Source organism: Streptomyces mesophilus (genome assembly GCF_040300965.1).
Taxonomy (GTDB): Bacteria; Actinomycetota; Actinomycetes; order Streptomycetales; family Streptomycetaceae; genus Streptomyces; species Streptomyces mesophilus_A.
Window position 1 is genome coordinate 44,708 of record NZ_JBEPEW010000021.1, and the last position, 13,623, is coordinate 58,330.

Here is a 13,623-nt window from a genome sequence, read left to right on the forward strand (position 1 = left end):
CCTGTGACAGGTGGTTCCCCCACGTGGGGGAGACGATCCCCACCGCCGGGGGAGGTCACGGAGCTGCCGTTTCCCGAGGCTGGAGCCATGACAAGCATCGAGGTCGCAGCACTCACCAAGGAGTACGGCAGCACCCGCGCCGTCGACCACCTCACGTTCACCGTCGCACCGGGCAAGGTCACCGGGTTCCTCGGGCCCAACGGCGCCGGAAAGTCCACCACCATGCGGCTCGTCCTGGGCCTGGACCGTCCGACCTCCGGTACGGCCACGGTCGGCGGCCGTACGTACGCCTCGCTCACCGATCCGCTCCGCGAGGTCGGCGCCCTGCTCGACGCCCAGAACGCGCACGCCTCCCGCACCGGCCGCAACCATCTGCGCGCCCTCGCGGTCAGCAACGGAATTCGGGTGCGGCGCGTCGAGGAGGTCCTGGAGGAGACCGGCCTCGCCTCCGCGGCCGGCCGCCGCATCAAGACGTACTCGCTCGGCATGCGCCAGCGCCTCGGCATCGCCGCTGCCCTGCTCGGCGACCCTCCCGTGATCATGCTGGACGAGCCGTCCAACGGGCTCGACCCCGAAGGCATCATCTGGATCCGCGAACTCCTGCGCCGCCTCGCCCGCGAAGGCCGCACCGTCCTGGTCTCCAGCCATCTCATGAACGAGACCGCCGCCTTCGCCGACCACCTTGTCGTCCTCGGCCGCGGCCGGCTTCTCGCGGACACCCCGATGCGCGAGTTCCTCGACGAGCACAGCCACGCCCGCGTACGGGTGCGCAGCGCCGATCAGACGCGGCTGCGGCAGGTTCTGGTCGAGCAGGGATACGTCGCCGAATTCGCCGGGGACGGGAAGCTCACCGTCGAGGACGCCAAGGCCGAGGACATCGGCGCGCTCGCGGCCCGTGAAGGCGTTCCGATCCTCGAACTCGCCGACGAGCAGGCCTCCTTGGAGCAGGCCTATCTGGCCCTCACCGCTCAGGACGCCGAGTTCGCCGCGGCCCCCGCCCGCCCCTGACGCCGACCGACCCCAGCCAGTCGAGGAGACCGCCCCATGACCACCACCGCAGTCGTCCACTCCGAGTGGATCAAGATCCGTTCCGTACGCGCCAGTTGGGGCTCCCTGCTCTCCGTACTGGTCGCGACCCTCGCCATCACGCTGCTCGCCTTCCCGCTGATCGGCCAGGCCGAGGCCGACAACCCGGACTACGACGCGCTGTTCAGCGCCTTCTACGCGATCAACTTCGCCCAGATCGCGGCCATCAGCTTCGGCGCCACCGCGTTCTCCTCCGAGTTCGCCCACGGTGCGCTGCGGGTCTCGCTCGCCGCCGTGCCGCGCAGAGGCCTCTTCTACGCGGCCAAGACCGCGGTGATCGGCACAGCGGCGTTGGTCCTCGGCCTGATCACGTCCTTCGCCACCTTCCTCGTCGGCCAGCTCTTCATGGGGGAGTACGCGATCGGCCTCGGCGAAGAGGGGGCGCTGAGCGCCTGCGTGGGCGCCGGTGTGTACCTGGCGCTGATGGCGCTTTTCGCGAGCGGTCTCACGGCGCTCCTGCGCAGCGGCGTCGCCGTCCTGAGCCTGCTGATCCCGCTCGTGCTCATCGTGGGCTTCGTCATCGGCGACATGAACGCGGGCGTCGCCGAGTTCCTGCCGGACCGCGCCGGCCAGGTGGTGCTCCACTCCGACTACGACGGCAGCCTCGGCCCCTGGCTGGGACTGGGCGTCACCGCGCTGTGGGCGGCGGCCGCGGTGGGCGCCGGGTGGTGGGCGGTACGGCGCAGGGACGCCTGAGCGGCGCCCGTTGTCAGTGGCGGTTGCTCTACTGGACGCATGACCGCCGCACCGCGGCCCGAGCCGCACCCGCCGACGAGCTCCGAAGTGCGTCTGCTGCACGACCGGTTGGCAGCGCTGGATCTGCTGTGCTCCCACTCCCTCGACACCGAGCACGGCGGTTTTGGCCCCGGCGCGTGCGGACCGGGTTACCGCATAGCCGAGCTGGCCCGCGACGCGGCGCCGGCCGCCCACGACTCACTCGCAGTCCCGCTCACGAAGCAGTGGGGCGAGCCGGTGCGCCTCGAACTGCGGGACCTGGCGGGGGAGATACCCGAATCCTGGGCCTTCCTCGCCACCCTGGTGGCCGAGGTCGACATCTGGCGCGCCCGCGACCGCTGGCTGGCCCTCGGCGTCACCCACGACCACCCTTCACGCCTCCTGGCTCTGGTCACCACCGCCAACCCGCCCTGAGCAGCCTCCCTTTGAGCGGAGCTCCTCGCCTGGTGGCCCAGGTCAGTCGAAGAGGGCGACGACTCCGTTCACCCAGATCGCGAGGAACGCGAGGACCGCCAGCAGGCATCCGAGGCCCGCCAGTGCACCGCCGGCCGTCCACGGCCCGGAAGGCGCTTCGGACTCCTCACCTGGGCCGTCCGCGTACGAGGCGGGGTCGTCCCAGCCGACGGGATGCCCCAGCTCCTCGGCGCAGGCGGTGCGCACAGCGACCAGCTGCTCCTCGGCGAAGGAGGTGGCAGCCGTCGTCTCCGGTCCGCGCCAGGCGAGAGCCCTCATCCGCCAGGCGCCGGACCCGTATCGCGTCTCGAAGGCGGCGGTCTCGGCGGCGTCGCGGTCCTCTTCGAGGTACATCCACCGTCCGGCCTGGGCGGCATCGCCGTAGAGCCGGTACACCTCGGCCAGGCGCCGACGCAGCATCAGGTCGTACGGGAAGGAGGAGACGAGTCCGCGCAAGCGCTGGCGTGCGACGGGGACCCGGCCGGCGGCCAGGTCCACATCGACTCTCGCGAGCGTCTCTGTGAGGGGCATGCACGCATGATCGGGTACCGCGCCGACCCATGTCGACCCGGTTTGTCGCAGAGCACCCGCACGCTTCTGCCGCATCGACCGGGCCCCCACCGGCGCGTACCCGGACTGCCGACGCAGCCTTCAGCCGGCCGCCTCCCGCAGCCGTGCGAACTCCTCGGCCATCGTCTGCGCCGTCCAATGCGCGTTCAGGCCACTGGGGTTGGGCAGCACCCACACCCGGCTCCCGCCGATCGTCCGCTCCTGCGGCCCGATCTTCGCCGCGCGCTCGCCGAACGCCGCCCGGTACGCGGTCACGCCCACCACCGCGAGCCACCGGGGCGCGAGGCGCTCGACCTTCACTTCGAGGATGCGGCCGCCCTCCACGTACTCCTCGGGCGTCAGTTCATCGGCCCGCGCCGTCGCCCGCGCGACGACATTGGTGATGCCGAGTCCGTACGAGAGCAACTCCCGCTGCTCGGACGGCTTGAGCAGCCGTGGCGTGAAGCCCGACAGATGGAGCACCGGCCAGAACCGGTTGCCCGGGCGGGCGAAGTGGAAGCCCGAAGCCGCCGTCAGGAGACCGGGGTTGATGCCGCAGAACAGCACACGAAGACCGCCCGCCACCACATCGTCGACGATGCGGTCGCGGGCGGCCTCGAGCTCTTCGCGGCTGTACGAGGTCAGAGGATCGCCCCGGGCGTGTACGCGGCGGCCTCCGGGTGCTGCTTGACGAGCTCGTCGATCCGGCCGACCACGACACCGACCTGGTCGGCGGCCGCACCGGTGAACGACAGCTTGTCCGCCATCAGTTCATCGAGCTGCGCGCGGTCCAGCGGGATCCGCTCGTCGGCGGCCAGCTTGTCGAGCAGCTCGTTGCGCTCCGCGCCCTGCTCGCGCATCGCCAGCGCGGAGGCGACCGCGTGCTCCTTGATGGCCTCGTGGGCGACCTCACGGCCCACGCCGCCGCGCACCGCGCCCATCAGGACCTTGGTGGTGGCGAGGAAGGGCAGGTAGCGGTCGAGCTCACGGGCGACGACCGCGGGGAACGCGCCGAACTCGTCGAGCACGGTCAGGAAGGTCTCCAGAAGACCGTCGAGCGCGAAGAACGCGTCCGGCAGCGCGACCCGGCGGACCACCGAGCAGGAGACGTCGCCCTCGTTCCACTGGTCGCCGGCCAGCTCGCCGGTCATCGAGGCGTAGCCGCGCAGGATGACCATGAGGCCGTTGACGCGCTCGCAGGAGCGGGTGTTCATCTTGTGCGGCATCGCCGACGAGCCGACCTGGCCCGGCTTGAAGCCCTCGGTGACCAGCTCGTGCCCGGCCATCAGACGGATGGTCTTGGCGAGCGAGGACGGGGCGGCGGCGAGCTGCACGAGCGAGGTGACGACCTCGTAGTCGAGCGAGCGCGGGTAGACCTGCCCGACGGAGGTGAAGGCCTGGCCGAAGCCGAGGTGCCCCGCGATGCGCTGCTCCAGATCGGCGAGCTTGCCGGCGTCGCCGCCGAGCAGGTCGAGCATGTCCTGGGCGGTGCCGACCGGGCCCTTGATGCCGCGCAGCGGGTAGCGGCCGAGCAGCTCCTCGAGACGGCCGTACGCGACCAGGAGTTCGTCGGCACCGGTCGCGAAACGCTTGCCGAGCGTGGTGGCCTGGGCGGCGACGTTGTGCGAACGGCCCGCCATCACCAGCTCACCGTACTCGGCGGACAGCTTGCCGAGCCGGGCCAGGACGGCGACCGTACGGTCCCGCATCAGCTCCAGGGAGAGCCGGATCTGCAGCTGCTCGACGTTCTCCGTGAGGTCACGGGAGGTCATGCCCTTGTGGACGTGCTCATGGCCGGCGAGGGCGTTGAACTCCTCGATCCGCGCCTTCACATCGTGCCGGGTGACCTTCTCGCGCTCGGCGATGGAGGCGAGGTCGACCTGGTCGAGTACGCGCTCGTAGTCGGCGAGCGCCTGCTCGGGCACCTCGATCCCGAGATCCTTCTGCGCACGAAGGACGGCCAGCCACAGCTGACGCTCGAGCCTGACCTTCTGCTCGGGGGACCACAGGGCGGCCAGCTCCACGGAGGCGTAGCGGCCGGCCAGGACGTTCGGGATGCGGGGCTTCACAGTCACAGTCGGTCATTCTACTGGGCGAACCTGCAGCTCAATCCGCCCGCCCGATTCGGCGGAAGCTACGAAGGCGCCCCGGAGCCGTCCATCGCCCCCGTGCCGTCCATCACCCCGGAGCCGTCCAGCTCGTACGGCAGCAGTTCGGCACGCTTGGCCGGCCGCCCGTCGCCGGAGCTGCGGCCGGTCAGCCGGCGGCCGATCCACGGCAGCAGATGCTGGCGGGCGAACCTGACGTCCGCCGTACGCCGGGCCACCCACTTCAGCGGGACAGCCGGCGGCAGCGGCGCGCGCCAGTCGTCCTCCGGCTCATAACCGAGCGCCTGCCAGACGGCTTCGGCCACCCGTCGGTGCCCCTCGCCGGTGAGATGCAGCCGGTCCACGTCCCACATGCGCTGGTCCCCCAGGACCGGGGCGCCGTACAGGTCCACGACGACGGCGCCGTGCTGCGCCGCCAGCTCGTCCACGTACGAGAAGAGCTCCTCCATGCGCGGCCGGAAGCGCGCCTGAACGGGGCCCTGGCGGCCGGGGCTGCGCATCAGGACGAGCTGCTTGCAGGAGGGCGCGAGCTTCTCGACGGCTTCGGTGAGGCGGTCGCGCACCATGACCATGTCGCACTTGGGCCGCAGCGTGTCGTTGAGGCCGCCGACCAGGGTCACCACGTCGGCGCGCATCGCAGCCGCGACTTCGACCTGCTCGTCGACGATCTGGCCGATGAGCTTGCCGCGTACGGCGAGATTGGCGTACCGGAAGCCCGGTTCGACGCGCGCCATCCGGGTGGCGAGCAGGTCGGCCCAGCCGCGGTAGCTGCCGTCGGGCAGGCGGTCCGACATGCCCTCGGTGAAGGAGTCGCCGACCGCGACAAGACTGGTGTACGTGGCATTCATCTGCATGGCGCGAGTGATGTTATCGCCTCGCTGCGGAACCTGCCGCGCCCGCCTGCGGGCCCTGAGACGCAGGTCACACGTGTCCGTGTTACGTGCAGCCGGGCTGTCTCGTCACGTGGATGTAGGCATCACAACGAACCCAGGAGCACACGATGGAAGCTCGTCTGAACCCCATGGGCCACCAGGTCCCGATGAAGGCCCTGAAGCACATCATCGCGGCGGGCAAGGTCCTGGAGGAGTCGACGCTGCCCCGGGCCGTGCAGGAGCTGGTGAAGATCCGCGCCAGCCAGATCAACGGCTGCTCGGGCTGCCTCGACATGCACCTCAAGGAGGCGGCCGCCGCGGGCGAGACGCTGATCCGGCTGAACCTCGTCGCCGCCTGGCGCGAGGCCACCGTCTACACCGACGCCGAGCGCGCGGCCCTGGAACTGGCCGAGCAGGGCACCCGGATCGCGGACGCGGCCGGCGGTGTGAGCGACGAGGCGTGGGCCAATGCGGCCAAGTACTACGACGAGGAGCAGCTGTCGGCGCTGGTGATCGGCATCGCGATCATCAACACCTTCAACCGCCTCAACGTCATCACCCAGCAGCCCGCCGGGAACTACGAGGTCGGCCAGTACTGAACGGGCCGGACGGGGGAGTGCTCAGCCCAGGGCGAGCACTCCCACAGTCTGGTCGCCGCTCGTCTCTCCGGTGAGCTCGAAGCCGAGACCGCGGTAGAAGCCCTCGGGCCCGTCCGGGCCCGGGTGCCAGGTCACGTACAGGCTCTTGCCGCCGCGCCGGCGGATCTCGTCGGCCACCGCCTCGACCGCGAACCTGCCGTACCCACGGCCCTGTTCACCTTCCGCGATGTTCAGGCGCCACAACCCGGAGCGTATGTCCGTGCCGTTCGGGTCCTCGTCCCAGTGGATGTCGAGGAAGGCCATCAGGAAACCGACGGCCTTGTCCCCGTCCATGATCAGCCGGGGCCAGGCCGTCTCCTGATGGACGTAGGCCTCGGCCAGCGACTTCACCACGGGAGCGACCAGGTGCTCCTGGTCGCTCCGTACGCGGATCGCGAGCGCGGTGTCGAGGGTGGCCGGCGTGATCGTTTCCAGGCGAAGCGTCATGCCCGAAACCCTATGGACGCGGTCAACCGATTTACGGGGCGGCCGCGGGCGGGCCTCAGACCGGCTGCCCGAACAGCTCCCGCAGCACGTCCTCCATGGTCACCAGACCCGCGAGCCGTCCGTCCTCGCCGAGCACCGCCGCCACATGCGTACGGCTGCGGCGCATCGCGGTCAGCACGTCGTCCAGCGGGGTCGACTCGCGTACCCGGGCGATCGGGCGCATGTCCTGCACCTGGAAGGGCAGATCACGCGGCTGGACGTCGAGCGCGTCCTTGACGTGCAGATACCCGACGATCCGGCGCGCCTGGTCCACCACGGGGAAGCGGGAGAACCCGGACTCGGCCGAAAGCCGCTCCAACTGCTCCGGCGTCACTCCGAGCCGTGCGTAAGTGACCTGCTCGACCGGCAGTACGACATCCCGCACCGGACGGTTGCCCAGCTCCAGGGCGTCGTGCAGGCGCTCCGTCGCGCGGTCGTCGATCAGGCCCGCGTCCTTGGAGTCCTTGACCATACGGGCCAGTTGATCGTCGGAGAAGCTCGCCTCGACCTCGTCCTTCGGTTCCACCCGCAGCAGCTTGAGCAGCGCGTTGGCGAAGGCGTTGATCGCGAAGATCACCGGACGCAGCGCCCGGGTGATCGCCACCAGCGGCGGGCCGAGCAGCAGCGCCGACTTCACGGGCTCGGCGAGCGCGATGTTCTTCGGGATCATCTCGCCGAGCAGCATGTGCAGATACGTGGCCACCGAGAGGGCGATCACGAACGAGATCGGATGCACCAGACCGTGCGGTACCCCGATGGCGTCCATGCCCGGCTCCAGGAGATGGGCGATCGCGGGCTCGGCGACGATACCGAGCACCAGGGTGCACAGGGTGATGCCGAGCTGGGCCGCCGCCATCAGATGCGACACGTGCTCCAGGCCCCACATGACGCTGCGCGCACGCCGGTCGCCCTCCTCCGCGTGCGGTTCGACCTGGCTGCGGCGCACCGAGATCAGGGCGAACTCGGCACCCACGAAGAAGGCGTTGACGACCAGGGTCGCCAGACCGATGAGGAGCTGTAGTGCGATCATCGCTGATCCTCCTCGGGGGTCCGGTGCAGGGGTGTGTGCATCAGGACGCGGGCGGCGCGGCGGCCGGTGGCGTCGACCACGTCGAGGCGCCAGCCGGCCACCTCGATGCTGTCGCCGATGACGGGGATGTGGCCGAGCTCGGTGGCCATCAGGCCGGCGAGCGTCTCGTACGGGCCGTCCGGCGCATGCAGACCGATCCTCTCCAGCTGGTCCATGCGGGCGGCGCCGTCCGCCGAGTACAGCGGGCGCCCCTCCTCGTCCTCGCCGGCCGGGGCCAGATCGGTGGTCTCGTGCGGATCGTGCTCGTCGCGGACCTCGCCCACGACCTCCTCGACGATGTCCTCGAGGGTGGCCACTCCGGCCGTGCCCCCGTACTCGTCGATGACGACGGCCATCGTGCGCTTGCCGGAGAGCCGGTCGAGCAGCCGGTCCACGGTCAGCGACTCCGGGACGAGCAGCGGCTCGCGCATCAGATGCGCGACCGACTGGCGGGGCCTGCGGTCGGCGGGCACGGCCAGGACGTCCTTGATGTGGACGACGCCGACCACCTGGTCGAGGGACTCGCGGTAGACCGGGAAGCGGGACAGGCCCGTCGCCCTGGTCGCCGAGGCGACGTCCTCCGCCGTGGCCTTCATGTCCAGGGCCATGACCTGCACGCGCGGGGTCATCACGTTCTCGGCCGTCAGATCGGCGAGGTTCAGGGTGCGGACGAACAGCTCCGCGGTGTCGGCCTCGAGGGCGCCTTCCTTCGCGGAGTGCCGGGCCAGCGCGGCCAGCTCCTGCGGGCCGCGCGCGGAGGCCAGCTCCTCGGCGGGCTCCATGCCGAGGCGCCGTACGGAACGGTTCGCCGTGTTGTTGAGGTGGTTGATCAGCGGCTTGAAGGCCAGGCTGAACCAGCGCTGCGCCGTCGCCACCCGCTTGGCCACCGCGAGCGGGGAGGAGATCGCCCAGTTCTTGGGCACCAGCTCGCCGATCACCATCAGGACCACGGTGGAGAACGCGGTGGCGAGCACCAGAGCCACGCTGTCGGCGGCCGAGTGCGAGAGCCCCAGATCGTCGAGGGGGCCGGCGAGCAGCTTGCCGAGCGACGGCTTGGAGAGCATGCCGATGACCAGGCCCGTGACGGTGATGCCGAGCTGGGCGCCGGAGAGCTGGAAGGTGAGGGTGCGCACGGCCTTGAGAGCGCTGTCCGCGCCGCGCTCGCCCTCGGCGGCGGCACGCTCCAGGGAGGAACGCTCGACCGTGGTCAGCGAGAACTCGGCGGCGACGAAGACACCACAGGCCAGCGTGAGCAGCAGTGCCACGAGGAGCAGGAGCACTTCGGTCATCGGGTCACCTCCGTCCCATGATCGGCCAGGGATACGGAGAGTGCGCGATGTCGGGTACTGGGAGGCTCGCCCATGGGCGGACGCTCACACCTTTCGTGTGGAGGGGTACAGCGGTGACGCTCCATATTAAAGGGATCGCAAAGGTAGGTGCTGGGGGCAACGAACAGAAGCCCGGAAAACCCGTGGTACCCCGACCTCGACAGGTGAACCCCGCCTGGCCCTCCGCCGCAGGGCGCGCTACGAAGCCGGCTCGGCGAGCGGCTTCACCCACCGCCGCCAGTGCTCCTCCGGGTGGTAGCCACCGGCCTCCCAGGCCCGCTGTCCGGTCTCGTTCCGTACCAGGACCATCGCGTCGGCCCGCCGTCCGCCGAGCGCCGCGAACCGCTCCTCGGCGGCGGTGAGCAGCGCCGAACCGATACCGCGCCGCCGGCGGTCCGGATGCACGGCGAGCCGGTACAGATGGCACCGCCAGCCGTCGAACCCGGCGATCACCGTGCCGACGAGCTCTCCGTCCAGCTCCGCGAGGATCAGCGCCCGCGGGTCCCGCTCGACGAGCCGCTCGACCCCCGCCCGGTCGTCGCTGATGCTCGTGCCCTCGGCGGCGGTCTTCCAGAAGGCGAGTACGGCGTCGAGGTCCTCGGGCCCGGCGGCCCGGATGCGCAGATCGGTCATGCGGATATCCCATCACCGGCCCGCGGGCCGGAGCCAGGCAATTCCGCGATACGGACAGGCCGTGCGGGCGCCGTGCGGACAGACCGCGCGGGCGCCGTATGCACAGACCACGCGGGCGCCGTACGCACAGACCACGCGGGCGCCGTACGGTCACCGCCCGCGCAGCGACCGGATCACCGGAGCGAAGGCTTCCATGTACGGTTCGAGCACGGTCAGATAGGAGCAGCCGAACTGCTCCCGCTGCTCCAGGAGTTGACGGGTCACCTCGTCCAGGGTTCCCACGGCCAGGATCGGCAGCGCGAGCACCTGCGCCGGCGTCAGATGGCTGCTGCGCTCCGTCAGCGCTGCTACCGCTCGGCCGCGGTCCTCGGTGAGCTCGACCAGTTGCAGCAGCAGATTGCGCTCGGCGGGCGGCCCGCCCGCGGCCCGCTCGAACTCCTCGTAGCGAGCGATACGGGCTCCGAACTCCTCTGCGCTCAGGGCGAGCAGGGTGCCCGGTGCCCCGGGTGCGGAGCGCGCCCCGGTGAAGGCCACGGTCGCGGCTTCCTCGGCGGCGAGCCTCAGAACCCGTTCACCGTTGCCACCGATCAGCAGCGGCGGCCCGTCCTTCTGCGTCAGCTGCCCTTGCAGCGCCTCCTCGCCGTACAGGCGTCTCAACTCCCGTACCGTATGGGCGAGATGATCCACCCGCTCGCCGGGTGACCCCCAGGGCAGCCCCGCCGCCTCGTGCTCGGCCTGGACGTACCCCGCGCCGAGCCCCACCTCCAGGCGGCCGCCGGTGAGACCGTCCGTGGTGGCGATCTCGCGGGCCAGCAGAGCGGGGTTCCAGAAGCCGGCGTTGAGCACGAAGGTGCCAAGGCGCGGCCGTTCGGTCGCCTCCGCCGCGGCCACGAGGGCCGGGAACGGCGCCGGCATCCCGAGGTGGTCGGCGACGAGAAGGACGTCGTAACCGAGCTCCTCGGCACGGCGGCACTTCGCACGCCACTCGTCGGCGGGCGCGGGCGTCAGGAAGTTCACGCCGAAGCGGAACGGGCGGCTCATCGTCTCTCTCCCTCGCTGTGCGATATCGAGCCGGTCCTACCCCGTCACGCGCCCTATTCGTGCGCGATCGCCGCCAGCACATTCATCCGGGCCGCGCGCAGAGCGGGCAGCAGCGCCGCCGCCAGGCCCACCACGATCGAGCCGAGCACCACCGCGATCATGGTTCCCCAGGGGATCGCGAAGGCCGTCATGCCCTCCAGGGCGAGAACCTGCTGCACCGCCACACCCCACACCAGGCCGAGCGCGATCCCGAGCAGCGCCCCGAACACCGAGATCACCACCGATTCGAGGCGGATCATCCAGCTCAACTGGCGCCGTGCCAGGCCGATCGCCCGTAGCAGACCGATCTCACGGGTCCGCTCGACGACCGACAGGGCGAGGGTGTTGACGACGCCGAGCACCGCGATGATGATCGCGAGGCCGAGCAGGGCGTAGACGAGATAGAGCATGACCGCGATCTGGCCCCGGATCAGCTCCTTGTAGTCGGCCTGGTCACGGACCTGCACCTGCGGATACGGGTCGAGCGCCGTCTCCAGGCCCTTGCGGAGCTCATCGGCGTCGACACCGGAGCCCGCGTTGATGTACACCGCGGAGTCCTGGCCGTCCGGCACGTACTTGTCGGCGGTCCCGAACCCGAGGAAGACCCCGCCCTGCGGGCCGAAGGTGCCACTGCCCGGCAGATCGGTCAGGGCCCCCACGGTCAGGGTCGCCTTCTTCTGGCCGGGGAACTCCACGGACAGCTTGTCACCGGCCTTCACGCCGTGCTCCGCCGCGAACGCATGGTCCATGCCCAGGCTGTCGTCGGCGAGCGCGGCCTGCGTGTCGCCGACCGTGTACTCGACCTTCGCCACCTCGTCCAGGCGTGACTCGTACGCGGACGCCGTGGACTCCACCCGCTCGCCGTCCGGCAGCGTGAGCGCGATCGGGACGAACCGCTGACGTACGACGAGGGCCGCACCGTCCGCGCTCTTCGCGGCCTCGGTGACCTCGGTGGGGAACGGCATGAAGTTGCTGTTCTGCACCACGAAGTCGGCGCCGAGCGAGCGGTCGATCTGGTCGTCGAAGGACTTGGTCATCGAGGCGCTGGCCACGGAAAGGCCGCCCACGAGCGCGAGCCCGACCATCAGCGCGGCGGCGGTGGCACCGGTACGGCGCGGATTGCGCAGCGCGTTGCGCTGGCTCATCCGCCCCACCGAGCCGAACACCGCGGGGAACGCCCCGCCCAGAACCCGGATCACGGGCCGTACGAGCAGCGGGCCGGCGATCACCGTGGCGATCAGGGTCAGGACCACACCGAGTCCGAGGAGCGAGCCCGCACCCGCGCTGTCCTTGGCCAGCGCGCAGCCGATCAGGGCGGCCGCACCCGCCGCGCCCACCACGGAGCCGACGATCGCGCGCACCGTCAACGGGCGTCCCAGACCCATGACTTCGATGTCCGCGAGTGCCGCCATGGGGGAGACCCGGGCCGCCCGCCGGGCCGGCAGATACGCGGCGAGGAAGGTGACGCCGACCCCTACCGCGTACGAAATGACGGGTGTTCCCCAGCCGATGACCATCTCGGTGGCCTTGAGGTTCATCCCGAGCAGGCCCATCAGCTCGATGAGCCCCGCGGCCAGGCCGATGCCCGTGGCCAGACCGAGCGTCGAGCCGACCAGGCCGAGGAGGAGCGCCTCGGTCATCACCGAACGGCGCACCTGGCGGCGGTCCGCGCCCAGCGCCCGCATCAGGCCGAGTTCACGGGTGCGCTGGGCGATCAGCATCGAGAAGGTGTTGACGATCAGGAAGATGCCGACCAGGACCGCGATCCCCGCGAAGCCGAGCATCACGTACTTGATGACGTCGAGGAAGCCGCCCAGTTCGGACGCGGCGGACTCGGCCTGCTCGTCCGCGGTCTGCAGTTCGTACGTGGTACCGAGCGCGGCCGCGAGGTTCTTCTTGAGCTGCTCGTCGGTGACTCCGGAGGCCGCGTCGACGGCGATGCCGGTGGCCTTCTCGGGGTCGCCGAGCAGTTCCTGCTGTGCGGTGGCGGTGTCCAGGAACACCAGCGCGGCACCGGGGTTGGTCGTGGTGAACGTGGCGATGCCGACGATCTCCACCTTGAACGAGCCGGGCCGCGCGAGCACCGTCAGGGTGTCGCCGATCTCGAGGTTCTTGCTGTCGGCGGTGTCCGCGTCGAGCAGCGCCTCGCCAGGACCCGCGGGCTCGCGGCCGTCGGTGAGTTCGACCGGACTGCGGTCGGTGACGTACCAGTTGGTGGCGATCGTGGGCGCGCCGGTGGTCGGTCCGACCGGCTCGTTCTCCGCGTCGACGACCGTGATGTTCTCCACGCCCACATCGAGGTGCGTCCCCTCGACCCCCTCCACCGAGCGGATCCGCTCGGCGAGTTCGGCGGGCACGGTGGGCACCAGGCCGGAGGGGATGCCCTCGTCGATGTCCTCCTTGGCCGTGATGGTGACGTCGGCCGAGGTCGACGCGAAGAGCCGGTCGAAGGTACGGGTCACCGTGTCGGAGAAGATCAGGCTGCCCGCGACGAACGCCACGGACAGGATCACGGCGAGGGCCGAGAGGAACAGACGGCCCTTGTGGGCGAAGAAACTGCGCAGCGTGGCCTTCAGCACGGCTGCC

The 13,623-nt window shown here is 70.7% G+C and carries 14 protein-coding genes; 4 read left to right on the plus strand and 10 right to left on the minus strand.

From position 1 onward, the window contains the following. Positions 1-87: 87 nt before the first annotated feature. Genes ABT367_RS10900 through ABT367_RS10910 form a run of 3 tightly spaced genes read left to right on the plus strand, consistent with a single transcriptional unit; the run spans position 88 to position 2,235 of the window. A complete protein-coding gene (locus ABT367_RS10900) occupies positions 88-1,008 on the plus strand; it encodes an ABC transporter ATP-binding protein (protein ID WP_352251767.1) in 921 nt (306 codons plus the stop codon). 36 nt (positions 1,009-1,044) lie between these two features. Then, positions 1,045-1,782, plus strand: a complete 738-nt coding sequence (locus ABT367_RS10905) for an ABC transporter permease (protein WP_352251769.1) — start codon at positions 1,045-1,047, stop codon at positions 1,780-1,782. 39 nt (positions 1,783-1,821) lie between these two features. Further along, complete coding sequence (locus tag ABT367_RS10910) at positions 1,822-2,235, plus strand: hypothetical protein (protein ID WP_352251771.1); 414 nt, start codon at positions 1,822-1,824, stop codon at positions 2,233-2,235. A 42-nt stretch (positions 2,236-2,277) separates the two neighbouring features. Here ABT367_RS10910 and ABT367_RS10915 read toward each other — a convergent pair whose 3' ends face one another. The 4 genes from ABT367_RS10915 to ABT367_RS10930 form a co-directional block, all read right to left on the minus strand. Then, entirely contained in the window at positions 2,278-2,805 is a 528-nt protein-coding gene (locus tag ABT367_RS10915; protein WP_352251773.1) for a DUF6584 family protein, read from the minus strand. A gap of 120 nt (positions 2,806-2,925) precedes the next feature. After that, the gene (gene mug / locus ABT367_RS10920; protein ID WP_434975442.1) at positions 2,926-3,411 is read right to left on the minus strand and encodes a G/U mismatch-specific DNA glycosylase; all 486 of its coding nucleotides are present in this window, start codon (positions 3,409-3,411) and stop codon (positions 2,926-2,928) included. Positions 3,412-3,464: 53 nt separating this feature from the next. Next, the gene (gene purB / locus ABT367_RS10925) at positions 3,465-4,898 is read right to left on the minus strand and encodes an adenylosuccinate lyase (protein ID WP_352251775.1); all 1,434 of its coding nucleotides are present in this window, start codon (positions 4,896-4,898) and stop codon (positions 3,465-3,467) included. Positions 4,899-4,957: 59 nt separating this feature from the next. Next, a complete protein-coding gene (locus ABT367_RS10930; protein ID WP_352251777.1) occupies positions 4,958-5,785 on the minus strand; it encodes an SGNH/GDSL hydrolase family protein in 828 nt (275 codons plus the stop codon). A gap of 146 nt (positions 5,786-5,931) precedes the next feature. Here ABT367_RS10930 and ABT367_RS10935 point away from each other — a divergent pair, with 146 nt between their 5' ends. Then, positions 5,932-6,402, plus strand: a complete 471-nt coding sequence (locus ABT367_RS10935) for a carboxymuconolactone decarboxylase family protein (RefSeq protein ID WP_352251779.1) — start codon at positions 5,932-5,934, stop codon at positions 6,400-6,402. 21 nt (positions 6,403-6,423) lie between these two features. On the opposite strand, the gene ABT367_RS10940 is transcribed toward ABT367_RS10935, so the two are convergent. The 6 genes from ABT367_RS10940 to ABT367_RS10965 all read right to left on the minus strand — a co-directional run bounded on the left by ABT367_RS10940 (position 6,424) and on the right by ABT367_RS10965 (position 13,616). Further along, complete coding sequence (locus tag ABT367_RS10940; protein ID WP_352251781.1) at positions 6,424-6,888, minus strand: GNAT family N-acetyltransferase; 465 nt, start codon at positions 6,886-6,888, stop codon at positions 6,424-6,426. 55 nt (positions 6,889-6,943) lie between these two features. Next, entirely contained in the window at positions 6,944-7,957 is a 1,014-nt protein-coding gene (locus ABT367_RS10945; protein WP_352251783.1) for a hemolysin family protein, read from the minus strand. Continuing rightward, positions 7,954-9,285, minus strand: coding sequence for a hemolysin family protein (locus tag ABT367_RS10950; RefSeq protein WP_352251785.1), 1,332 nt, complete (start codon positions 9,283-9,285; stop codon positions 7,954-7,956). The genes ABT367_RS10945 and ABT367_RS10950 overlap by 4 nt, the downstream gene beginning before the upstream one ends. A gap of 237 nt (positions 9,286-9,522) precedes the next feature. Next, positions 9,523-9,957: a GNAT family N-acetyltransferase gene (locus ABT367_RS10955; protein WP_352251787.1), complete on the minus strand. Its 435-nt coding sequence runs from the start codon at positions 9,955-9,957 to the stop codon at positions 9,523-9,525. Positions 9,958-10,107: 150 nt separating this feature from the next. Continuing rightward, entirely contained in the window at positions 10,108-10,998 is an 891-nt protein-coding gene (locus ABT367_RS10960; RefSeq protein ID WP_352251789.1) for a TIGR03621 family F420-dependent LLM class oxidoreductase, read from the minus strand. Positions 10,999-11,051: 53 nt separating this feature from the next. Next, the gene (locus tag ABT367_RS10965; RefSeq protein ID WP_352251791.1) at positions 11,052-13,616 is read right to left on the minus strand and encodes an ABC transporter permease; all 2,565 of its coding nucleotides are present in this window, start codon (positions 13,614-13,616) and stop codon (positions 11,052-11,054) included. Positions 13,617-13,623: the final 7 nt, after the last annotated feature.